At 69.2% G+C, this 21,514-nt stretch carries 26 protein-coding genes and 1 pseudogene; 11 read left to right on the top strand and 16 right to left on the bottom strand.

Features of this window, described 5'->3' with window-relative positions:
* The first annotated feature begins 102 nt into the window (after positions 1 to 102).
* From VG296_RS18650 to VG296_RS18640, 3 genes are read left to right on the top strand one after another with little or no spacing between them, the layout of a single operon-like run.
* Entirely contained in the window at positions 103 to 327 is a 225-nt protein-coding gene (locus tag VG296_RS18650; protein ID WP_325567255.1) for a hypothetical protein, read from the top strand.
* Positions 317 to 1,375, top strand: a complete 1,059-nt coding sequence (locus tag VG296_RS18645; protein ID WP_325567253.1) for a polyprenyl synthetase family protein — start codon at positions 317 to 319, stop codon at positions 1,373 to 1,375. The genes VG296_RS18650 and VG296_RS18645 overlap by 11 nt, the downstream gene beginning before the upstream one ends.
* Positions 1,376 to 1,424: 49 nt before the next feature.
* On the top strand, positions 1,425 to 2,600 hold the full coding sequence (locus VG296_RS18640; RefSeq protein WP_325567251.1) for an oxygenase MpaB family protein: 1,176 nt from the start codon (positions 1,425 to 1,427) through the stop codon (positions 2,598 to 2,600).
* A gap of 63 nt (positions 2,601 to 2,663) precedes the next feature.
* Here VG296_RS18640 and VG296_RS18635 read toward each other — a convergent pair whose 3' ends face one another.
* The 5 genes from VG296_RS18635 to VG296_RS18615 form a co-directional block, all read right to left on the bottom strand.
* Complete coding sequence (locus tag VG296_RS18635; RefSeq protein WP_325567249.1) at positions 2,664 to 2,807, bottom strand: hypothetical protein; 144 nt, start codon at positions 2,805 to 2,807, stop codon at positions 2,664 to 2,666.
* Positions 2,808 to 2,909: 102 nt separating this feature from the next.
* Positions 2,910 to 3,548 (bottom strand): endonuclease, encoded by a 639-nt coding sequence (locus tag VG296_RS18630; RefSeq protein WP_325567247.1) that lies wholly within the window; start codon positions 3,546 to 3,548, stop codon positions 2,910 to 2,912.
* A 79-nt stretch (positions 3,549 to 3,627) separates the two neighbouring features.
* Positions 3,628 to 4,080, bottom strand: coding sequence for a phage holin family protein (locus tag VG296_RS18625; protein ID WP_325567245.1), 453 nt, complete (start codon positions 4,078 to 4,080; stop codon positions 3,628 to 3,630).
* Positions 4,081 to 4,112: 32 nt separating this feature from the next.
* The gene (locus tag VG296_RS18620) at positions 4,113 to 4,748 is read right to left on the bottom strand and encodes a type 1 glutamine amidotransferase domain-containing protein (protein WP_325567243.1); all 636 of its coding nucleotides are present in this window, start codon (positions 4,746 to 4,748) and stop codon (positions 4,113 to 4,115) included.
* A gap of 45 nt (positions 4,749 to 4,793) precedes the next feature.
* Complete coding sequence (locus VG296_RS18615) at positions 4,794 to 5,135, bottom strand: hypothetical protein (RefSeq protein WP_325567241.1); 342 nt, start codon at positions 5,133 to 5,135, stop codon at positions 4,794 to 4,796.
* Between the two features lie 156 nt (positions 5,136 to 5,291).
* Here VG296_RS18615 and VG296_RS18610 point away from each other — a divergent pair, with 156 nt between their 5' ends.
* Positions 5,292 to 5,540 carry a hypothetical protein gene (locus tag VG296_RS18610; RefSeq protein WP_325567239.1) on the top strand — a complete coding sequence of 83 codons (249 nt, stop codon included), beginning with the start codon at positions 5,292 to 5,294 and terminating at the stop codon, positions 5,538 to 5,540.
* A gap of 96 nt (positions 5,541 to 5,636) precedes the next feature.
* Entirely contained in the window at positions 5,637 to 6,725 is a 1,089-nt protein-coding gene (locus tag VG296_RS18605) for a glutamate--cysteine ligase (RefSeq protein ID WP_325567269.1), read from the top strand.
* Between the two features lie 186 nt (positions 6,726 to 6,911).
* On the opposite strand, the gene VG296_RS18600 is transcribed toward VG296_RS18605, so the two are convergent.
* Positions 6,912 to 7,100: a CsbD family protein gene (locus VG296_RS18600; RefSeq protein WP_325567237.1), complete on the bottom strand. Its 189-nt coding sequence runs from the start codon at positions 7,098 to 7,100 to the stop codon at positions 6,912 to 6,914.
* Positions 7,101 to 7,181: 81 nt separating this feature from the next.
* Positions 7,182 to 7,487 carry a helix-turn-helix domain-containing protein gene (locus tag VG296_RS18595; RefSeq protein WP_325567235.1) on the bottom strand — a complete coding sequence of 102 codons (306 nt, stop codon included), beginning with the start codon at positions 7,485 to 7,487 and terminating at the stop codon, positions 7,182 to 7,184.
* 129 nt (positions 7,488 to 7,616) lie between these two features.
* On the opposite strand from VG296_RS18595, the gene VG296_RS18590 reads away from it, so the two are divergent.
* Positions 7,617 to 8,063, top strand: coding sequence for an STAS domain-containing protein (locus VG296_RS18590; RefSeq protein ID WP_325567233.1), 447 nt, complete (start codon positions 7,617 to 7,619; stop codon positions 8,061 to 8,063).
* A 133-nt stretch (positions 8,064 to 8,196) separates the two neighbouring features.
* On the opposite strand, the gene VG296_RS18585 is transcribed toward VG296_RS18590, so the two are convergent.
* The 5 genes from VG296_RS18585 to VG296_RS18565 form a co-directional block, all read right to left on the bottom strand.
* Positions 8,197 to 8,724, bottom strand: coding sequence for a hypothetical protein (locus VG296_RS18585; protein WP_325567231.1), 528 nt, complete (start codon positions 8,722 to 8,724; stop codon positions 8,197 to 8,199).
* Between the two features lie 60 nt (positions 8,725 to 8,784).
* Positions 8,785 to 9,663: a SigB/SigF/SigG family RNA polymerase sigma factor gene (locus VG296_RS18580; RefSeq protein ID WP_325567229.1), complete on the bottom strand. Its 879-nt coding sequence runs from the start codon at positions 9,661 to 9,663 to the stop codon at positions 8,785 to 8,787.
* Positions 9,664 to 9,941: 278 nt separating this feature from the next.
* Complete coding sequence (locus tag VG296_RS18575; protein WP_325567227.1) at positions 9,942 to 10,430, bottom strand: hypothetical protein; 489 nt, start codon at positions 10,428 to 10,430, stop codon at positions 9,942 to 9,944.
* A 336-nt stretch (positions 10,431 to 10,766) separates the two neighbouring features.
* The gene (locus VG296_RS18570) at positions 10,767 to 11,459 is read right to left on the bottom strand and encodes a response regulator transcription factor (protein ID WP_325567225.1); all 693 of its coding nucleotides are present in this window, start codon (positions 11,457 to 11,459) and stop codon (positions 10,767 to 10,769) included.
* A 27-nt stretch (positions 11,460 to 11,486) separates the two neighbouring features.
* A complete protein-coding gene (locus VG296_RS18565) occupies positions 11,487 to 11,849 on the bottom strand; it encodes a response regulator (RefSeq protein ID WP_325567223.1) in 363 nt (120 codons plus the stop codon).
* A 150-nt stretch (positions 11,850 to 11,999) separates the two neighbouring features.
* On the opposite strand from VG296_RS18565, the pseudogene VG296_RS18560 reads away from it, so the two are divergent.
* Together VG296_RS18560 and VG296_RS18555 are read left to right on the top strand one after the other, a co-directional pair.
* Positions 12,000 to 12,431 (top strand): annotated as a pseudogene (locus VG296_RS18560) (HD domain-containing protein); the annotation flags it as partial.
* 190 nt (positions 12,432 to 12,621) lie between these two features.
* Positions 12,622 to 13,719 carry a hypothetical protein gene (locus tag VG296_RS18555; RefSeq protein ID WP_349259616.1) on the top strand — a complete coding sequence of 366 codons (1,098 nt, stop codon included), beginning with the start codon at positions 12,622 to 12,624 and terminating at the stop codon, positions 13,717 to 13,719.
* 60 nt (positions 13,720 to 13,779) lie between these two features.
* Here VG296_RS18555 and VG296_RS18550 read toward each other — a convergent pair whose 3' ends face one another.
* Positions 13,780 to 16,056: a GAF domain-containing protein gene (locus VG296_RS18550; RefSeq protein WP_325567217.1), complete on the bottom strand. Its 2,277-nt coding sequence runs from the start codon at positions 16,054 to 16,056 to the stop codon at positions 13,780 to 13,782.
* Between the two features lie 54 nt (positions 16,057 to 16,110).
* Positions 16,111 to 17,571 (bottom strand): catalase, encoded by a 1,461-nt coding sequence (locus tag VG296_RS18545; RefSeq protein ID WP_325567215.1) that lies wholly within the window; start codon positions 17,569 to 17,571, stop codon positions 16,111 to 16,113.
* Between the two features lie 229 nt (positions 17,572 to 17,800).
* Between VG296_RS18545 and VG296_RS18540 the strand changes: the two genes are divergently transcribed.
* From VG296_RS18540 to zwf, 3 genes are read left to right on the top strand one after another with little or no spacing between them, the layout of a single operon-like run.
* Positions 17,801 to 18,058 carry a hypothetical protein gene (locus VG296_RS18540; protein WP_325567214.1) on the top strand — a complete coding sequence of 86 codons (258 nt, stop codon included), beginning with the start codon at positions 17,801 to 17,803 and terminating at the stop codon, positions 18,056 to 18,058.
* A 45-nt stretch (positions 18,059 to 18,103) separates the two neighbouring features.
* Positions 18,104 to 18,937 (top strand): aldo/keto reductase, encoded by an 834-nt coding sequence (locus VG296_RS18535; protein ID WP_325567212.1) that lies wholly within the window; start codon positions 18,104 to 18,106, stop codon positions 18,935 to 18,937.
* 49 nt (positions 18,938 to 18,986) lie between these two features.
* Positions 18,987 to 20,420 carry a glucose-6-phosphate dehydrogenase gene (gene zwf / locus VG296_RS18530; RefSeq protein ID WP_325567210.1) on the top strand — a complete coding sequence of 478 codons (1,434 nt, stop codon included), beginning with the start codon at positions 18,987 to 18,989 and terminating at the stop codon, positions 20,418 to 20,420.
* Between the two features lie 13 nt (positions 20,421 to 20,433).
* On the opposite strand, the gene VG296_RS18525 is transcribed toward zwf, so the two are convergent.
* Both VG296_RS18525 and VG296_RS18520 read right to left on the bottom strand, forming a co-directional pair.
* The gene (locus VG296_RS18525) at positions 20,434 to 21,093 is read right to left on the bottom strand and encodes an SDR family oxidoreductase (RefSeq protein WP_325567208.1); all 660 of its coding nucleotides are present in this window, start codon (positions 21,091 to 21,093) and stop codon (positions 20,434 to 20,436) included.
* Positions 21,094 to 21,327: 234 nt separating this feature from the next.
* Positions 21,328 to 21,514: hypothetical protein (locus VG296_RS18520; protein WP_325567206.1), on the bottom strand; the 187-nt coding region annotated here is incomplete at its 5' end.

The following is a 21,514-nucleotide window of genomic DNA, read 5'->3' as shown; positions in this document are numbered from 1 at the left end:
GCCTGCGATCGCTTGAAAACGTGAAAAAGGGGGGCGGACGTGTCGCGGACAGAGGGTGGGAATCCTCATCGCCGGCGCAGTCGGGACGTGGCTCGGCTGGCGGTGGGGCTTGCTGATTTCGGCCTCGAGCAGGCCGAGGGGCTGTTGCGGCGGGCGCGCGGAGCGATGAACCGGAGCGACTACGCGGACTTGGCGGCCGATGCCCACGGCGACCTGGTCGCGCGTGGCGAGGTCGTGCTCGCCAGGTTCGCGCCCTCGGCCGAGGCGCACATGGAGGCGCTGGCCGGGATCGCGAAGCAGACCCGAGATATACCCGATGCGCCGTGAGCCGGCGGAGTCGGTGACGCTGAAGCCGCGCGTGGACGCGGCTCTTCGTGAATTCGTCGAGAACGAAGTGGCCGAGTTCGAGTTGATCGACCCGCGGCTCGCGCCGGTCGGCGCACGGCTGCGCGAGGCGGTCTCGGGCGGCAAGCGGATCCGTGCCGCGTTCTGCTACTGGGGGTGGCGGGCCTGCGGGCAGGCCGACACCGACGCCGTGGTCCGGGCGGCCGCGTCGATGGAGCTCGTACACGCCGCCGCCATCACCCATGACGACCTGATCGATGACAGTGCGCTGCGACGCGGGGTGCCGAGCGCGCACGTCGCGCTGCTGGACGCGCTGCCCGGCCTGCCGGATCGCGCGTGGGCGGCGCGATCGCTGGCCATGCTGGCCGGCGACCTGCTGATGTCCTGGGCCGGGCAGCTGTTCGCGACCTGCGGACTGCCCGCGGCGTTCCTGGCGCGGGCAAGGCCGTTGTGGTCGGTGCTGGCCAGAGAGCTGATCGCGGGCGAGTGCCTCGAGATCCTGCACACCGGCGCAACCGACAGCCCCCAGGACTCGCTGCGGATCATCCGGTACAAGACCGCGAAGTACACGGTCGAACATCCACTGCAGATCGGCGGCCGGCTCGGCGGCGCGTCCGCGGCGCTGCTCGCGGCGTTCACCGCGTACGGCGTGCCGCTGGGCGAGGCCTTCCAACTGCGCGACGACCTGCTGGCCGTCTACGGCGATCCCGCCCAGACCGGCAAATCGAACCTGGACGACCTCGCCGGAGCCCGCCCCACGGCTCTCGTCGCGCTCGCCACCCGCGACTCGACTCCAGACGACCGCGAGGAGTTGCACAGCCTGCTCGGCCGCGCGGATCTCGCCGCGCCTGACCTCGAACGCGTACGGAAGATCCTGGAACGATCCGGCGCCCGCGAGCGTGTCGAGCAGATGATCGCGCAGCGGACCCGCGCCGCGCACGCCGCGCTCACCCGCGTCCCACTGCTGGACGCCGTGGCCGCGACCGCGCTGCACGAACTGGCCGACACCGTGACCGAGCGCCGCGCATGATGACGCCGCCCCGGCCCATCAGGGCCCTGCGAATTAAGGAGGCTCCGGCATGCCCGTGACCACCGAGTCCATGGATCGGCTGCGCGAGCGCGGCGATCAGCTCGCCGACACGACGATCGACGCCCTGTTCGAGCAGGAACAGATCGGACACTTCAACACCCTGATGCGGTGGTTCGGCGGGAAGGACCGGGAGCTGCCCGAGAATCTGCCCGCGGTCGCCCGCGACTACCTCTCCGCCACCGCCACGCCGCCGGACTGGGTGGACTGGGAGGTGATGGAAACTGCACGGATGTTCTTCATCGACAACAACGTGCACATCTCCACCGCGCTCTCGTTCGCCTCGATGCCCGCCTGCTACGTCGTGCCCCACGTCGCGCGGCTGCTCGCGACGACGCACTCGCTCGACTATCCGTCCAACCGGATGGCGGCCACCGGACAGTTCACCGTCTACCTCATGCGTCCGGACGCGTTCGAGGAAGGCGGCGCTTTCGTGCCCGCCGCACAGAAGGTCCGGCTGCTGCATGCCGCCATCCGCCACCACCTGCGTCGGGAGAATGCGTGGGACCAGGCGACCTGGGGAGTGCCGATCTGCCAGGAGGACATGATCGGCGGCCAGATGATGTTCTCCATCCAGGTCCTCGACGCCTTGCACCGCCTCGGCGTCCGCATCACCGAGGCCGAGGCCGAGGCGTACTTCTACGCCTGGCGCGTGGTCGGCGCGATGCTCGGCATCGACGTCGAGACCGCGCCGAGCACGCTGCAGGAGGCCCGAGACTTCTCCGACCTGTACATGACCAGGTACATGGGCCCGTCGGACGAGGGCGTCGCACTCACCCGGCAACTGATCGACCTGTACGAGCAGGTCGTTCCCGGGACCCTGCTCGACCCGATCGTGCCCGCCCTGATCCGCTACCTCATCGGCGACACCGCGGCCGACTGGCTCGCCGTGCCGCGGTCGGTCGTGTTCGACCACCTCGTGCCCGCCGCGCCCATCCTGCTCGGCGCACTCGAGGAAGCCGAGGCCCGCTCCCCGATCGCGGCGATGGTCCTCGACCGACTCGGTGCGTTGACGACGGCGTTCGAACTCAGCTCCCTGACACGCGGCAGGGTCATGCACTACGCCGTACCCGAACACCTCAAGGACGAATACGACGTACCCAGGCCCCGCAACCAGCGCTGGGCCCCGCCCCCCGTCTCACCCCTGTGCTCACCACCAGCCTCCTGAACCAGGAAGGCCGGAGGGTCGGTGATCGACACCAGGCAGAGATCGCCGGGCTGCATAGCCTCGTTATTGCTGGTCGGCGACGGTGGGCGGGTCCGCCTTGAGGGCATAGACGTTGCTCAGGGTGAGCGGGCCGTAGATGAACACGATCAGGTTCAGGACACCGATGATGATCCTGACAACCCCACGCCCGCCCCTCGGCCCCCGCATACCTTCACCGTACTGAAGACGGATGAATAGTCGGTGCAGGGGTCTCCGGCGTGTCAGCCAGGTCGGGCACCTCGTCGGGTCGAACGCGGGCGTGGCGGAGAGTCAGAGTGTGGCGCGCACCAGCGCGGCGGCCAGGCGCGGCAGGTCGGACGGCTCGACCAGGGCGGCGAGCCGGTCGGGGTCGCGCGGGAGCCGGTTGCGGGCGGCACCGTCGAGGGTGCGCCGGTCGAAGGAGGGGCGCAGTTCGGGCCATACGCCCTGCGCCTCGCGGCAGAAGATCTCCGCGCCGACCGGTCCGATCCGACGGAACTCCTGAAGCAGTTCCCTGATCCGATTCGGGTCGCCGTCCGCGTCGGAACGCAGCCGTCGCAGATCGCCGTTCCAGCGATCGATCAGCAGCTTGGCGTCGTCACCGAGCGCCGTCGCGGTGCTCTCGTCGTAGCGCTTGTAGTGCGCGCGGCCGAGCGCGTCGACGATGTCCTGCCAGGAGGCCTTGGCCAGTGCCTGCGGCGTGCGCCACCCGGCCGCGGTGATCTCCCGCGCCGCGGCGACGGCGATCGGTGTGCTGATCCGGACTGAGAGCAGCACGGTGAGCACAAGCAGCCGGAACAGCGGCGAGGGCTCGTTCGCCAGCCGGATCCCGGCCTGATGCGCGAAGGTCTCGCCACGCTCACTCATCAGCTGCCGGGCCTTGTCCCGGGCCGCGGAGTCGGGGTCTTTGTTCCTCCGTTGAGTCGTCATGCGGGCGCGGTACCCGGTTCGCCGTGCCTCATGCTCCGAGTCGGCGGGCCGGGGTCGTGGTTCTCGGGAGTTTTCGCGCTCATCGCCGCAACCGCCTGCGCACCTCGGTGATGTCTGCCTTCACGCTGGCGACCACGTCCGGCGGCGAGGACGGCGTGGCCTTGGCCAGGGCGCGCTTCGCGATGAGGCCGCACAGCCCGGCCAGCGCGAACAGGATTCCGGCGACGATGAGCGCCGCGGCCCACGCGGGGACCACTCCGGCCAGGCCGGCGACCGCCGCGCCGGTCGCGCACAGCAGGGCGACGAAGGTGAGCAGCGCCGCTCCCCCGCCGACCGTCGCGCCGAAAACGGCTCGCTTGGCCTTGTCCGCCAGTTCGGCGCGCGCGAGCGCCAGCTCCTGGCGGATGATCAGCTCGGTCTGCTCGACCGCGAGACTGACCAGACCGACCGTGGAGACCGAGTCGAAGTTCGGGTCCCCGTTCACGTTCGGGTCCCCGTTCAGGGTCCGGTCGTGGTCCTTGGCGGTGCTCACGAAGCATCCCTTCTCGTCAGCTCGTCAGCTCGTCAGCCCGGCATCGAAGCGAAGCAGCGCACCAGGCTGTCGCGGAACTCCGGCAGGTCTTGCGGCCTGCGGCTGGTCACCAGCGTGTTCGGGCCCTGCTCGTCGACCACGACGGCCTCGTCCCGCCAGCGGCCGCCGGCGTTGCCGATGTCGGTGCGCAGGCTCGGCCAGGAGGTGAGCGTGCGGTCGCGCACGAGGTCGGCCTCGACCAGCAGCCAGGGTGCGTGGCAGATGGCGGCGACCGGCTTGCCCGCGGCGAAGAACGCGCGCGCGAAGCGGGTGGCGTCCTCGTCGAGGCGCAACATGTCGGGGTTGGCCACGCCTCCGGGCAGCACCAGCGTGTCGAAGTCGGCCGCGTCGGCGTCACGCAGCTTGAGATCCACCGGCAGCCGCCTGCCGCGGTCGAGGTGGTCGAACAGCTGGGCCTCGCCCTCCTGCGGGCAGACGAGGACCGCGCGGCCACCGGCCATGGTCACCGCCTCCCAGGGCTGCAGCATCTCGGACTGCTCGGCGCCCTCGGCTGCGACCAGGAACGCGACGTTCCGACCGGTCAGCGACGCGCCGTCGGAGGCGGACCGCGAGGCGGTGGCGTTGTCCGCGTTCGAGTCGGGCGGCGGGTACGGGTCGGTCAGGGTCATGAGCCGGATCCTTAGCTCTCGATACTTCTCGCTACTTCTCGCTGACTAGTACCGGTCGTCGTATCCGTATTCGCCGGGCGCCGGGTACGGCGAGTCCTCTCGCGGCAGCGGATCGGCGGTCGTTCCGGTCCGGCCGGCCGGGCCGTAGGGTCGTTCGTGCGAGCCCGCGGGCCGCACCAGGACGGTCTCCTGCGGGGTGTATGCCTGCTCCATCGTCAGATCGCGCTGCTTGGCGAGCGCGCTGATGCGCAGCACCAGAGCGACGATTCCGACGATCATCAGCACCACGCCCACGGCCTGAATGCTGAATCCGGCGGCGTGCACGCGCATGGCGAACGCGAGTATGGCGCCCGCGGCGATAACCGAGATGTTCGCGCCGATAGACATCGGGCGTACCTCCTTCCAGCGGATTCGCATCGAGTGCCCCCGATTCAGCGAGCGATGCGCCGAACCGGGATTCCGGCCTGTTCACCGGCCCATGGCGTTTTTTCGGCGGTGTGCGGGGTCACCCGGCGTGTCACGCGGTGAAAAGGAGGCGCACTGATGTCCGACACCGAGGACCTCGAGCGACGCAGTGTGGAGGACGTACGCGAGATCGAACGGGCCACCGAGCGTCTCGAACAGACGCTGGAGCGAGCACGCGAGGCCGTCCAGCGGGCGAACAGGGCCGACTCGTTGAGCACGCCGGGGATGGAGAACGCCGTCCCGGAGCCCGACCCTCGCGACGAGGAACAAGACGACGACGGGCGACGAGACGACGACGGTGGCGAGGACGCGGAACGGAAGGGCTGATCAGCGCTGCCGCCCATCCAGGACCCCTGAGCACTTGAGCGGCACTTCCTCGCACGGCACACGGCGTGGGCGGTGCGCACAGGGGTATACGTGCGCATGCCCACCCTGGGAGTCGAAGAGGAATACCTGCTGCTGGACCAGGAAAGCGGTCTTCCGGTAGCCAGAAGCGCGTCCGTGCGTGCGGCCGCGGAACTGCGGCCCGCGGTGGACGACGGCGAGGTCGAACTGGAGTTGCTCCAGGCTCAGGTGGAGGTGGCGACCCCGGTTTGCGAGACCCTTGACGAGGCCGGTGAACACCTGACGCGCTTGCGCGCGGCGGTCCACGGCGCGGCGCGCGAGGCCGGCTGCCGACTCGCCGCGTGCGGCACGCCACCGCTGTGCGCGGCCGCGCCGGTGCCGGTCACCGCGAAGCCGCGCTACCGGTCGATGTCGCGCGACGCCCCGCAGCTGGTCGACGAACAGTTGATCAACGGCATGCACGTCCATGTCGCGATCCCCGATCGCGAGAGTGGAGTCGCGGCACTCAACCGCTTGCGTCCCTGGCTGCCGGTTCTGGTCGCGCTGGGTGCGAACTCACCGTTGTGGGACGGCGGCGAGACCGGGTTCGCCAGTTGGCGCACCCTGGTGTTCGGCCGCTGGCCCGTCAGCGGTCCGCCGCCGGTCTTCGCCGACGCGGCGGACTACGAACGCCGTACCAAGGCATTGGTCGACGCCGGCACCATCCGTGACCGCAAGCAGCTGTACTGGCTGGCGCGGCTCTCGGAGAGCTATCCGACCATCGAGGTGCGCGCGCTGGACGTGCAGCTGGAGATCCAGGACGCGATAACCCTCGCCGGCGTCGTACGTGCGCTGGTTACCACCGCCCTGGACGACCATGCCTCGCCACCTGGACTCACCAGCGCGGAGCCCGAACTGGTGGCAGCCGCCGTGTGGCACGCCGCGCGGCACGGCTTGAAGGACCGGCTCGTACATCCGCTGACGGGCCAGCCCGTGCCTGCGTCAGGAGCCGTGGCATCACTGATGGAGCATCTGGCCCCGGCGCTGGAGGCGAACGGGGACCTGATCCGGGTGGCGGCCGGCATCGAACGCCTGCAGAAGCTCGGCACCAGCGCGTCTCGTCAGTCGCGCGCATTCCACAGCGGCGGGATCGATGCGGTTCTGGACCTCATCACCGTGCGGGCCTGACCGGATATGTGCCCCGCCCCCTAGCGCTCGCCGCCCTGCCTTCGACCTCGGCGTGGGGTCAGGCCGCTGATCATCGCGTGACGGAAGTCCGTGTGGCCGTCCGCGCGGCTCGCAGCCCACGAAGACGAGCACCCCGCCGTCCTAAGCGGGGTGCTCGAAGATGGGTTGGCGCGGGTTGTCGCGCTCCTAGTGCCTCTTGGTGGCGTCCTTCACGGCGTCCTTCACCTTCTCGCCGACCTGTCTGACGCCGCCCTTGACCTGTTCGGCCTTTCCCTTGACCGCCAACGACTCGTTGCCCGTCGCACGCCCGGCCGCCTCCCTGACCTTGCCCTTGGCCTTCTCGGCGGCGTTCTTAGCCTTATTCGTGGCGCTCATGTCGACTCCTTCACTCTGCGGTGTCAATAAGCGCCGGGTGCCCGCAATCACAGGTTCAATCCCTGAGCGGTGGAGCGGTGTCTAGTCGAACTTGGTGTCGCCGTTGACGAGGGCGAGCAGGCCGGCGATCTGCTGGTCGGCTTCGGCCGGGTGGCGGAAGCGCGTGCCGGGGATGACTTGGTAGCGGTTTCGCCGCCCGTCCCGCGTGTGGCTGAGGTATCCGGCTGCTTCCAGGTCCGCCACGATGCCCTGGACGGTGCGCTCGGTCACTCCGCACGCGACGGCCGCGTCGCGCAGTCGGATATCGGGATCCCGCGCGATCAAGATCAGGACCCGGGCGTGATGGGTCAGAAAGGTCCATGTGGGGCGTTCATCTAGACCATCCATTCTGACATCTTGCGCTCGATCACTCGCGAAACGCAATACATGCAAGCCACTTCGCGAATCACTTGACGCATGTCGTCACGAGGTGGAGTCTGGCAGAAAACGGTTGCCTGTGCTGCTCCGGGAGGTGCGATGACCGTCGTCGATCCACATAACGCCACCACTGCCGCGCCTGCGTCCGATCAGGGATACCGAGCGACGCCGCTCGGGACGAGCGCGGCGATCGTCGTCACCTTCGAGCGATGTTGTGCGGCGACCGCCGTGGTGACCGGGGAACTCGACTTGGCCTGCGCGGACGATCTGGTCGCGGCCATGTGCAGCACGCTGGACGGCCAGGTGTCGGGACTCCAGATCGATCTGGCTGGAGTGGAGTTCTTCGACTGCGCGGCGCTGCACGCTCTCGAACGCGTTCAGGAGTACGCCGAACGCCGTGGCTGCCGCGTCAGCCTCGAGCGTTGGAGCGTCTCCGTGGAACTCGTGCTCGCGTTGGCCGAGCCCTCGGGATGGGCCCGGCCCGGTCCGCGGATCGCCGGGCACGGCGGCGGCGGGGCGTTCGAAGGCCCGGAATTCGCGGGGTAGAACTCGGGCAACGACCTGGCGGCCGTCACGCGGCGAGCCGTCGGGGCCTGCCATGGTCCATGGTGCGGTCGATCTGGCAGTGTTCAGAGCCGCGCTGTTCAAACCCGCGCTGACGTGCGAGGCGCCGGTGAGCTCAACGGCTGCGGGACCGGGCGCTGCGCCCGAAACGTCGGGTGTGCGGACGCACAGGACGGCCGGTGATCGTGGTCACCGCGACTTCGGATTCCGGAGTGTCCATGGTGCCGCCCTCGGCGGCGGCGCGCAGGGCCCGCTCGTAGACCGCGCGATCGTGCTCCGGCAGGACGGCGGCGACGTCAGCGTGCTGCGAGAGCTCCGGCTCGCGTACCGATTGCTCCGATACCCATTGCTCCGGAGCCTGCGCGGCCCGCGGGTGCGGCGGCAGGTTCACCGGGCTGCCGGCGGCGTCCAGCACCGGGTCGCCGAGCGGCTCGACCACGGCCGCGACGTCGGCGGCGGCCGGACCGAGCAGCGGGCTGTCCGAGATCAGTGTTCTGATGATGAGGTCCGCGGCACCGCCCAGCAGCACGATGAATCCGGCCTGCTGCAGGTTCATCCAGTGCGGGCTGGCATGCACCGCGAAAGCGAGGACCGCTCCGATCGCTATGGCCGCGAGGGCACCGACGAAACTGGTACGACGCATGATCACCGCTCACTTCCGATGGACGAATGGTGGATGCTCGGGATCCCTTCCTGCCGACGATCAGCCGAATCCGGTGCGCAGCGTGGCGAGGATTTTCGTGATCAGCCGGGAGACCTGCATCTGCGACACGCCGAGCCGCTCACCGATCTCGGCCTGGGTCATGCCACGGAAGTACCGCATCAGCAAGATCCGCCTGTCCCGCTCCCCCAACTCGCCCACCAGGCCACGGAGCACTTCACGGTCCACGGCCAGGTCGTAGCCCGGATCGTCCTCACCAAGAATTTCGCCGAGAGACGCACCGTCCTCAGCGCCCTCGCTGCCGACCGGACGATCCAACGACGCGGTGTTGTACGCCTCGGAGGCATCCAGCGACTCGACGAGCTCCTCCGTCCCGACCTCAAGCCGCGCCGCCAGCTCGGGCAGTGACGGCGCACGGCCGAGTTCGGCGGTGAGCACGTCGGCGGCCTTGTGCATCGCGCCGGTCAACTCCTGCATGCGGCGCGGCACGTGCACACTCCACGTCGCGTCCCGGAAATACCGCTTGATCTCCCCCACGATCATCGGCGTCGCGTACCCCAGAAAACCCGTCCCGAACTCGGGATCGAAATTGTCGACCGCCTTCACCAAGCCCAGATACGCGACCTGCTCGAAATCTTCGGCCGTCGAGCCATGCGTGCCGTATCGGCGCGCGATCCGCCGGGCATACGGCATGTGATCCTCAACCACCTCGTCGCGCAACCGCTCCCGCTCCGGGTCGCCGACCGGCAAGGCAACCATCCGGCGCAATACGCGCATCGTCTCCGCGCGCTGCGCCTCGCGGGCGGCCGCCGTGGGACGGAAGGGTGGGACGTCGCGTTGGGGAAGCGGGACGTCCTGCCGCGAAAATGAGACGTCCTGCTGGGATAGAGCGACGTGCTGCTGTTGCACTGCGGTACTCACGGCTCAGTCCTCTCCCAGTTCCTCGAACCTGGCCAGGTGGTACAGGCAGGGGCGGCGTATCTCGCGATGATTGTGATTTCGTCTGGTAACCGATCGGTCGAGGACGAAACGGGCGATCGCGGCCGTTGCCGTTTCGTGTGGCATCCGTGCAGCGTGCTCCCGCGCGCGCGTGGAGATTGACGAGGTTCGCGGGTGGTTCGGCGAAAGCGAGCAAGACGCGATCGACGTGGCCGCGATGGCCGTAAAGTGCCGCAGGTGGTCCAGCCCGGCTCTTCCGCTCAGCCGAGTCCGGCGTCGAGGCCGGCGGCGGTCAGCGGCTCGGTGAACGTCAGCGTGCCGATCCCGTCCACCACCTCGGCGTGCACCTGCTCGGCGACGGCGTGCAGCATCTCCCAGCCGAGCTCGTCCTGCGTCGGCCACATCGCCGGCGCCTGGCCGCGCACGGTGACCCGCAGGTGGTCGGGGAACCGGTCATAGCACAGGTACAGCGTCGCGCCGGTCTCCGCGGCGCGCTCCAGAGTCCGACCGGGCGCAGCGACCAGAAACGATGTGCACCCCTCGTCCACCGCGAGCCGAAGATCGGCGACCTGCGGCAGCGGCAATCCGAGCAGCGCCGCCACCTGCATCGCCGACGTCCGGGCAAGCGCCAGGTAGTCCTGGTCCGCGACGACGCTCAGCTCGGCCATCCGCAAATAGCCACGGCCGTGCGCGGAAGGCACCGACCCCACCGCCGGGTGCTTCGCCCAGGGCCTCACCGGGCGTGTCATGGCTCGCCTCCTGCTTCGCATCGAACGTCGAACTTCCCGCTCGCACAGATCGCCTAACCGGTCGCGGGCCGTTGAAACGCTCGCGGCAGCACGCACGAGCCGCCCCGACCGGAGACACTGCTGTCGCGACGAATCCCGCGGCTGAGATGGCTCGACAGATACATGAAACCATGGCTGCCGAACCCATCGCACGGCGATACACCCTGCAAGAGGCTACCGTCCCAGGGTGCTTACAGGTGCGGCGAGTCGTCGTAGTCGACAAAGCCCGCACTGATCCGCAGGGGGTAGACGGCGCTCCCCCGCACCCCGCGTCCGCTGCCCACCGAGCACACGCCGCTACCGCGCCTCCAGGAACCTGAGGACGGCCAGTACCCGCCGGTGATCGGCCGCGCTCTCCGGCAGGTCCAGCTTGGTGAGGATGCTGCGGACGTGCTTTTCCACCGTGCCCTCGGCCACGAAGATCTTCCGCGCGATGCCCGAGTTGGACGCGCCCTCCGCCATCAGGGAGAGGACCTCGCGCTCGCGCGCCGAAAGGACGTCGAGCGGATCGCGGGCGCGGCGGGACATCACCAGCTCGTGCACCAGGCTCGGATCCACGACCGAGGCCCCGACGGTGACGCGCCCGAGCGTCTGGATGAACTCCGCCACGTCGGTCACCCGGCTCTTGAGCAGGTAGCCGACGCGCTCGCCGTCGGCCAGCAGGTCCATCGCGTCGTTGACCTCGACGTGCGCGGACAATACGACGAGCGCCGTGTCGGGCAGCTCCTCGCGGATGACGCGGGCCGCCTGCAGGCCCTCGGTGCCGTGCGACGGCGGCATCCGGATGTCGATGATCGCCAGGTGCGGCCTGGCCGAACGGACCAACGAGAGGAGCCCGGCAGCGTCGCCCGCCTGGCCGACTACCTCGAACCCCGAGCGCTCCAGCAGGCTGGCCAGGCCCTCGCGCAGCAGGACGTCGTCGTCGGCGAGCACGACTCGGGGCACCCAGGTCTCGTGCCCGGGTTCGGCTGTCGCTGATGGTGTCGCCACCCCATGATTATCAACCGGCTATGCCGTTCACGCCGTACGGCCGAGGACCCGGTCGATCTCCCGCGCCGACAGCTCCGACTTCGCGAGGAATCCGGCCGCCGGGCTTTCGGCGACCAGTTCCGTATGGTCCGCCTCGGCGCGAGCCGAGATCATGATCAGCCCGGCGCCGTGATCGTCCTGGGCCAGTAGCCGGGCGAGGTCGAAGCCGCTCTCGTTCCCGAGCCCGATGTCGATGAGGACGACGTCCGGCCTGAGGGCGCGGACCTGCCGGACCGCCTGGGCCGTGGTCGAGGCGGTCCCCGCGACCGTCACCCCCTCGCGCCGCAGAAGCGCACTCGCCGCGTTGAGGAACGCGGCGTTGTCATCGACGAGTAGGCAACGCAGAGGCATTCGACCACGGTGTCAATGATTCGGCGCCGCCACATTGCAGCTACCGGGTAACGAGGTTGGCCGCCAGCCGGGCAGATGGGACGCCGCCGATTCGCGATCGTGGGAGATGGCAGCACGGCGCGCCGGTCTTGCACACGACAGGAGGAAGTGATGTTCAGCAACGGACAGGGCTCGGCTGGGATGATGGTCCCCGACAGCAAGCTGGCACGCGATGCCACAGAGTTGGTGCGCACATCCACGACCGACCTGATCTACCGCCATTCGCGGCGGGTCTTCTGGTACGGCAACTGGCACGGCCGACGCCAGGGGCTGAGCTTCGACGCTGAGCTGTTGTACGTCGCGGCCATGTTCCACGACCTCGGCCTGAGCGCGCGATTCCGCAGCAGCGGCCAGCGTTTCGAGGTCGACGGTGCCGACGAGGCTCGCCGCTTCCTGCGGGGCCACGGCGTGCCCGAGGAGAGAATTCGCAGGGTCTGGACGGCCATAGCCCGGCATACGAAGCCGGCCGTCCTGGAGTCCATGGACCCCGAGATCGCCCTGGTCGCCGCCGGGGTCGAGTTCGACGTGCTCGGCATCGGGTACCACGGCCGATCGGCGCCGGCATGGGTGCGAGGGTGGTGAGCGGGTGGATCGGCTCGCGGTCGGGGATTTCGTGCGCGATCGCGAGCACAGCGCCGCGATTTCCTGACTGGGTAACGGAATGCGCGGCGGCGGCTGAGGCGGTGGCAACGTGGTGATCCTGCAGTGGTTCGGCTTCGCTGTCGGCTTGGTCGTGCTCGGCGGCACGATCGCCAGCGTCCTCGGGACCTTGGTCGTGCCGCGTGGCATCGATTCGCGGGTCTCACGCGCGTGCGAGCGTGGTGCCGGCGCGGTTTTCGCGTTGATCACGAAACCGATTCGCAGTTACGCGCGGCGAGATCGGATCCTCGCCTGGCAGGCGCCGGCCACGCTGCTGCTGCGCCTCGGCGTGTGGATCGCCCTGCTGGTGTTCGGCTACGCGCTCGTGCTTCTCCCGCTGGTGCCCGGTCCGTTCCCGCATGCGCTGAGCGAAGCGGGCTCCTCGATCTTCACGCTCGGCTACTCCCCGCCGAGCAGTCCGACGAGCACGGTCGTCGACGGCGTCGCGGCCTTCACGGGCTTGGTGGTGGTGGGACTGCAGATCGGCTACCTGCCCACGCTGTACACGGCGTTCAACCGACGCGAGACCGAGGTGACGCTCCTGGGCTCGCGGGCGGGGGCTCCGACCTGGGGGCCGGAGATTCTGGCCCGGACCCGATGGGGTATCTACGACGGCGACACCCGACCCGTGCTGAACGAGTTGTTCGATCGCTGGGAGCGCTGGTCGGCCGAGGTCGCCGAGTCGCACACGACCTACCTCAGCCTGGTCCGGCTGCGATCGCCGCAAGCGCTGTCGCATTGGCTCACTTCGATCGTCGCGGTGATGGACGCCGCCGCGCTGCACCTGTCGCTCGCACCCGACCGGGAGCCGAAATTCGCGGCCCGGCGATGTCTTCGAATGGGGTTCACGGCGCTGCGTCAGATCGCGGCGACCATGCGGCTCCCGGTAGACGAGGACCCGAGCCCCGACGATCCGATTTCGGTGTCCTATGAGGACTTCGCGGCGGCGGTCGAGATGCTGCGGTCGCTGAACTACCCCATCCAGGTGTCGACCGAGGACGCGTGGCCGGACTTCAGGGGATGGCGCGTCAACTACGAGGCGGTGGCATTCGCCCTGGCGTACACGCTCGATGCTCCGCCGGCGCGGTGGAGCGGACCGCGCCGATGGCCGTCCGAACCGATCAGCCCGATCCGGCCTCCCGCGCGACGGGCCAGCGACGCGCGCCCACGAGCGACGAGCCGCGTCGGGTGAACAGGACGGCCAAGCCCGCGCGGCTCGACCGACGTCCGGCCGAACACGGAGCCGCCGCGGCTACGCCGACCGCTTCGGTGCCGCCGCGCTGCCCTGGCGTTCGAGAGGGACGTCGATCAGCAGCGCGGTGCCCTCGTCGGCGCGGCTGGTGACCCGCAGGGTGCCGCCGAGCGCTTCGATCCTGTCTCTGAGCCCGAGCAGTCCGGACCCCCGGCTCAGGTCGGCGCCGCCGATCCCGTCATCGCGGATCGCCAAGTGCACGTTCGCGTCGTGGGAGTCGAGTTCCACGTTGACGACTGACGCGTGTGCGTGTTTGGCGGCGTTGGTCAGCGCCTCGCATACAACGTAGTACGACGCGACCTCGACGTGCTCCGGAAGCCGTTGCTCGACGTGCACGTCCAGCTCGACCGGTATCGCGGAACGGCGGCACAGCGCGCGGAGCGCCGGCTTCAGGCCTCCCTCGGACAGGATCGCGGGGTGAATCCCGCGGGAGATCTCCCGCAGCTCGTCGAACGCGCTCGCCAGACCGTCGGCGACGCGAGACACGACGTCCTCGAGCTCGCCGATCTGAAGAGGTACCCCCACCTGTGTCGCACGCAGCTCAAGCCCGAGTGAGACGAGCCGCTGCTGAATGCCGTCGTGCAGGTCGCGCTCGATCCGCCGCCGCGTCTCGTCCGCGGCGGCGACGATCCGCGCACGTGAGGCCGCGAGGGCCGCGCGGCTCTCCGCGTTCGCGATCGCCGTCGCCACCAGCTCGGTGAACGACGCGAGACGCGCCTCCGTGTCCGCCGGGAGCAGGTTTCGGGCCGCGTAGCCGGCCATCATGCCCCACAGGCGCCCCTCGACGATGACCGGCGTCCCGACGCCTGAGCCGAACCCGCGTGCTCGGGCTGTGCCACCGAGCAGCCCGGAGGCGTTCGCGTAGCCGTCGATCCGCGCCGGACGGCCGGTCTCGAAGATCATCGTGACGACGTTCTTCCCCGTGAGGGGCCATCGACTGCCCACCGGGAAGCCGTCGGTGATCCGGCCCGCCGTGGCCATGACCGTTCCCGTGCCGTCGGGCTCGAAGCGGCCCAAGCTGGCGAACTCGACGGGGAGCAGCCCCGCCACCTCTTCGACGACCGCCCCGAACACCGTCTCCGGCGGCACCCCGCGCGCCACCAGGGTCGCGACCCGCCGCAGCGCGGCCTGCTCGGCGAGCAGGCGAGCGAGTTCGTCCCGACTCTGCTCCAGCGCGCCCTTGTTCTGGGCGTTCGCCACGGCGGTGGCGACCAGGTCGGTGAACTCCGCCGTACGCTGCTCGGTGTCGGGTGGGAGCGGCCCGTGTCCGGATCCGATGGCGATCAATCCCCACAGCCGGCCGTCGACGTGGACCGGCACCGCGATCGCGGAGCGAAGCCCTTCGCGCAGATACGGCTCTCCGCCGGGAACTGCGCGGTAGTCGTCGACGCGGGCGGACCGGCCGGTGTGCAGGACGGTGGCGGTCAGCCCTGTTGCGGGATAGCCCTCCCATGGTCCGCCGACACGCACGTGCGGACCGGCAGCGCCGTCGTTCGCGACGAGCGTGGCCGTTCCGTCCGGCTCGAACCGGATCATCCTGGCGGTGCCGCCGCCGAAATGCCGCAGCACCTCGCTGGTCGCGGCCGCGAACACCGCCTCGGGCGGTTCGCCCCGGGCGACCAGCGTGGCCAGGCGCCGCAGCGCGGCCTGGGTGTCCGCCATTTCGCGTTGTCCCTGGTCGGCTTCGGCGCTGGTGATCGCCGCGGCGACGAGTTCCATGAACTCCGCCATGTGCGACTCGGCGCCCGGGGGGAAGTCCGTCCGAGGAGTGAGGGCCAGCGCCACGCCCCAGCGGGATCCGCCGACGATGATGGGCGTGGCGAGTGCGCCGCGCACGCCCAGCGTGCCGGCCCAGGCGCCGAAGGGGCCGTCGGTCAACCGTTCGCAGTGCCCCCGGGCCGGACGCCCGGTGCGCAGCGCCGCGGTTTGCACCATCTCGGGCAGCAGCTTGAGTTGGAAGCCGACCGGAATCCGCGAGCCCAGCGTGCCGTATGACCCTTCGACGGTGATGACGGCCTCGAGCTCGCCGTCCTCGTCGGGCGGATGGTCGACACGCGAGACGAACGTCGCCTCGGCGCCGATGAGATGGCTCAGCTCGTCCGCGACCGCCGTGAACACCTGCGCCGGCCGTGCGCCGCCGGCGACCAGCGTGGCGACGCGCCGCAGCGCGGCCTGCTCATCCACAAGTTGACGCAGCTGTGCCCGTTCGGGCAGGTCAGGACCCGGCGAGTAGTCGGCGGCACGCTGCGCGTCTACGCCGAGTTCCGGCGCGTTCATGAGCCCGACGTTAGCCCGCTAACGATTGGACGGCAACGCGTTGAGCCCGGACTCTCAGACCTGCCCGGCACGCACGCCCTTCTCGATACGTCGGCCGAGGTCCTTGTCGACGTTGCGCCAATACTCGAAGGCGCGCTGCAGGACCGGTTCGGAGACGCCGTTGAGCAGGTGGCCGATGATGTTGCTCACGAGCCGGTCGCGCTGCTCGTCGTTCAAGACGACGCGCACCAGCGTGCCGGCCTGACCCCAGTCGTCGTCCTCGGCGTGCAGGGTGTAGGCGGCACGTTCCATCTCGCCGTCGCTGTGCCAGCCGGCCGGTTCACCGTAGCGTTCGGTGTCCGCCTTCGGGCCGCCCTTGGAGTTGGGTGCGTAGACCGGGTCGGACGACTTGTCGTACCGCATCGCTCCGTCCTTGCTGTAGCTGTGCACGGGCGCGACGGGTGCGTTGACGGGCAACTGGTTGTAGTTCGCGCCGATCCGCGCGCGGTGGGCGTCCGGATAGGCGAACATCCGGCCCAGGAGCATCTTGTCCGGGCTGGGGCCGATGCCGGGCACGAGGTTGCTGGGCTCCACCGCGAGCTGCTCGATCTCGGCGTGGTAGTCGGTCGGGTTGCGATCCAGGGTCATGCGGCCGACCTCGACGAGAGGGTAGTCGGCGTGCGGCCACACCTTGGTGAGGTCGAACGGGTTGAACCGGTAGGTCTTCGCCTCCTCGAACGGCATGATCTGCATCTTGAGCGTCCAGCTGGGCAGCATGCCTTGGCGAATCGAGTCATACAGGTCGCGGGTATGGAAGTCCCCGTCCGCGGAGGCCAGCGCGTCGGCTTCCTGTTGCGTGAGGCACTCGACGCCCTGGTCGGTGATGAAGTGGTACTTGACCCAGAACCGGTCGCCCTGCGCGTTGACCCACATGTACGTGCGCGAGCTGTAGCCGTTCATGTGCCGCCACGAGCGGGGGATGCCTCGGTCGCCCATCAACCAGGTCACCTGGTGCGCCGATTCCGGCGACAGGGTCCAGAAGTCCCACTGCATGTCGTTGTCGCGCAGGTTGTTGTCGGCGCGGCGCTTCTGCGACCGGATGAAGTGCTGGAACTTCATCGGGTCGCGCATGAAGAAGACCGGCGTGTTGTTCCCGACCATGTCGTAGTTGCCTTCGGTCGTATAGAACTTCACCGCGAAGCCGCGCGGGTCGCGCCACGTGTCGGGGGATCCGCGCTCGCCGGCCACGGTGGAGAACCTGATCACCAGATCGGTCGTCGTGCCGGGCTGGAACACCGCGGCCTTGGTGTACGCACTGACGTCTCCGGTCACCTCGAACCGTCCGAAGGCGCCGCCGCCCTTGGCGTGCGGTTGCCGTTCGGGCACTCGCTCGCGGTTGAACTGCGCCATCTGTTCGATGAGGTAGTGGTCCTGCAGCAGGATCGGGCCGTTCGGGCCGATTGTGAGAGAGTGCTCGTCGCTTTCGACGGGTATGCCGGCGTCCGTCGTCGTCGGCTCGGGTTGAGTGCTGGCCATGCTCGTGCCTCCTTATCCCGGGTCCCGGCTCCCGAGCGCCGCGGGGGCCGTCTCACCTTTCGAGCCTCAGCCGCCGCGGTGCGAGTGCAACTCCAGCGGATGCCTGCTAGCCGGTAGTCGTTTTGGGTACTCGCCGGGACGACAGCGTCGAGCCCGCGCGCAATGGTGGACTCAACGCATCCAGCCGCTCCGGACTGGCGGCAGCGGACGTTCGACGGGAGATCGCCTGATGAAGAAGCCTCTCGAAGCCGAAGACGCAGCGATCGAGGAAATGGCGTCGATGCTGCTGCGTACCGCGGAGCTGACCGGAAGACACCCCGAGGAACTGCTGGCGGGCATTTCGGATTCCGCCTTGTCCGACCTGTATCTCAGCATCGACAAAAGCCGACGCCCGGCGCGGCGAACGGACTGCGCTGCTTGTCGCTACGGCGGTCCCCTGAACGGCCGCTCCCGGGAGGAACCGAGCCGGGCGGCCGTCGGCCCGTGAGCTTATCTTCGGGCTTAGATCCGCATATCCAGTAGGAGTAAAGCCATGACTAATGTTCCGAACATCACACTCAACAACGGCGACCGCATTCCGCAGCTCGGATTCGGCGTCTTCCAGATCAAGCCCGCGGAGACCACGGAAGCGACGTTGCGCGCTCTGGAGGTCGGATACCGGCACATCGACACCGCGGAGATGTACGGCAACGAGAAGGAGGTCGGGCGGGCCGTGCGCGATTCCGGCATCCCGCGCGAGGACGTGTTCGTCACCAGCAAGCTCAACAACGACCGCCACGCCCCGCAGGACGCGCTGGCCGCCTTCGACCGCACGCTCGAGGACCTGGGATTCGACTACCTGGACCTGTTCCTGATCCATTGGCCGCTGCCCGAAATCGGCGACTACGTGGAGACCTGGCAGGCCATGGCGGAGATCCACCGCTCCGGCCGGGCGAAGGCGGTCGGCGTGTCCAACTTCCAGCCGCACCACCTGCAGAGGCTGTTCGATCGAACCGACCTCGTCCCGGCGGTCAACCAGATCGAAGTCCACCCCTACCTGACGCAGGACCCGGTTCGCGCCTTTGACACCGAACACGGCATCGCCACCGAGGCCTGGTCCCCGATCGCACAGGGCCTCGTGCTCGACGACCGGACCGTGCAGGCCATCGCCGCATCCCACGGCCGCACGCCCGCGCAGGTCGTCCTGCGGTGGCACATCCAGCGCGGCGACATCGTGTTCCCGAAGTCGGTCACCCCGAAGCGGGTGGAGGAGAACTTCGACCTGTTCGACTTCGAGCTCTCCGATCAGGACATGGCCGCGATCACCGGCCTCAACCGCGACCAGCGCACCGGGCCGGATCCGGACACCTTCAACTACGTGCCCTGACGTTCCCGACGCTCCCGACGTCCCCTGACGACAGAATGCCGAGGAGAGCATGAACGACTTCCGCACTGAGCCCGATACGCACGACACGCACGACACGCACGTCGCGCAGGCCGCCGACGCGCTCGTGCTGTTCGGCATCACCGGCGATCTCGCCAAGAAGATGCTGCTGCCCGCGCTCTACGAACTCGTGCGCAAGAAGTCGCTGGACGTGCCCGTCGTGGGCGTCACGCGCGGCGGCTGGAGCGTGGAGCGCCTGCGCGACCACGCGCACGACGCGGTCGCCGCACACGGCCCGGTCGACCAGGACGCCTTCTCGCGCTTCGCCGACCTGCTCCGCATCGCGAGCGTCGACTATGACAAACCCGACAGCTTCGGCTCGATTGCCGAGCAGACGCGCGGGACCCGCTTCCTCGCCCACTACCTCGCCATCCCGCCCGACCTCTACGCCAAGGCCGCCGCCTGCCTCGCGGAAGCAGGGCTCGCCGACCAGGCCAGGTTGATCGTGGAGAAGCCCTTCGGCCACGACCTCAAGTCCGCGCGCACACTGCAGGCGGAGCTCACCGAGCACTTCCCCGAGGACCGGCTGCGCCGCGTGGACCACTACCTCGGGAAAGACGCCATCGAGGACCTGCTGACGATCCGCTTCGCCAACACGCTGCTCAGCGAGACCTTGCACCGCCACCACGTGCGCTGCGTGCAGATCACCATGGCCGAAGACTTCGACGTGGCCGACCGCGGCGGCTTCTACGACGCCACCGGCGCGGTGCGCGACGTCGTACAGAACCACATGCTCCAGATGCTCGCCTACCTCATCATGGAAGCCCCCCGCACCGGCGCGGCCGCCGACATCCTTGACGAGCGTGCCCGTGCTCTCAGGGCCGTGCGCACCGTTCAACCGGACCAGTACGTCCGCGGCCAGTACGCGGGCTACGCGGACGTCCACGGCGTCCGGCCCGGGTCGACCACCGAGACGTACGCCGCGCTGCGCACCTCGGTCGACACCGACCGCTGGGCAGGCGTGCCGTTCACCCTGCGTACCGGCAAAGCTCTGCCCACCTCGGCGACCGAGATCGTCGTCGAACTCCACAAGGCACCGTTCGGCTACTTCCACACCGCCTGCGCGCAGGAAACGGAACCCAACCTCATCCGCCTGCGCATCAGCCCCGACGCCGGCGTCACCTTCGACCTACTCGCCCAACACGAAGGCGACCCGGAGACCGTCGACCACGTCGCGGCGAAGGTCGACTTCACGCACTTGACCGGGAGTGGCACCGCAGCCTACGAACTCGTGCTGACCGACGCCGTCAGCGGCGACCCGCGACGCTTCACCCGGATGGACATGGTCGAAGAGTCCTGGCGCATCGTCGGCGACATCATCGATGCGAAGGACGCACCCGCTGCCTACCGCCCGGGCACCTGGGGACCCGCCGAAGCCGATGATCTGACCGAGGGCCGCTGGCACCGACCGGCGCGCCCTGAATGATCAGGTGTAATGATCAGGTGTAGAGGAGTTCGGCCTGCCACTGGTCCCGGGGCTGGTGATGCAGATTCAGGTAGGCCGCCGCCAGGGTCTCGGGCGAGAATCGCGGGTCGTCGCCACCGATGAAGCCGCCGATCGTCACGGTGGTCACGTGCACGTCGGAGCCTTCCTGCTGTTTGTGCAGAGCCTGGACGTATGCCCGCAGCGCGGCCTTGCCCGCCGAGAGAGACGTGTAGTCGGGCGAGGGGTATAGAGCCAGTCCCCCGCCGGTGAACAGCAGGCTCCCCCGGCTGTCGCGCAGGAGCGGCAGGACGGTCTGAGCCGCGACGGCGGCGCCGGTGACGTTGACGGCGAAGGCGTGGGCCAACTCGGGTGCATCCAGCTCGGTGGGCTTGTCATTGCGGATCAGGGCCGCGTTGTACACGAGCGCCTCCGGCGTCCCGAGCTCGTCTGCGGCACGCGTGAGCGCGGACTTCAGGGCTTCGGGGTCGGCTGCGTCCACGGAGTAGGCGCGCGCCGTGCGGCCCTCGGCGGTCAGCCCGGACGCGTATTTGTCCAGGCGCGCCGCGTCACGTCCGAACAGCGCCACGGGGTGGCCGTCGCCGGCGAAGGCTTCCGCAAGGGCCAGGCCGAGGCCGGGGCCGACTCCGATGACAAGCGCAGATCCCTTACTCACGATGTCCACTCCCTCTACCGAGCGTTGAAATAGCGTGCGACAAGAGTCAACAGCCCGGTCTGTGATCTTGTTCCGCCTGAGAGGCGATCAGTGCGCTTGGTCGTGGAGCACGGCGAGGGCGTGATCCTCTACGAATCCCCCGCGGACGGCTTCCAGACAGCACCCAGGACGCGGGGATGTTCGTCACCTCGCACGCGACCGGCCAACGGCTTCTCCGTGGGCTGATCGGGACTTTCACCGCGGTCTCCGGCCGAGAGCGGGCTCCACTCCGGAAGGCATTGGGGCCCGCTCTTGGGCATCGAGGAAGGCTCGGACGACCGCGGAGTCCGCGCGCCGCCGGGTCCAGAACAGGGCGACGTCGCGGTGTGCGGTAGGCGAGTCGATGGGGCGCACGGCCAGGCCGTCGATGCTCGTCGTCTGC

It is taken from the genome of Actinospica sp. (genome assembly GCF_035552695.1).
Lineage (GTDB): Bacteria > Actinomycetota > Actinomycetes > Streptomycetales > Catenulisporaceae > Actinospica.
Note: the sequence above shows the minus strand (reverse complement) of the source record. Positions and strands in the feature narration are given on the sequence as shown.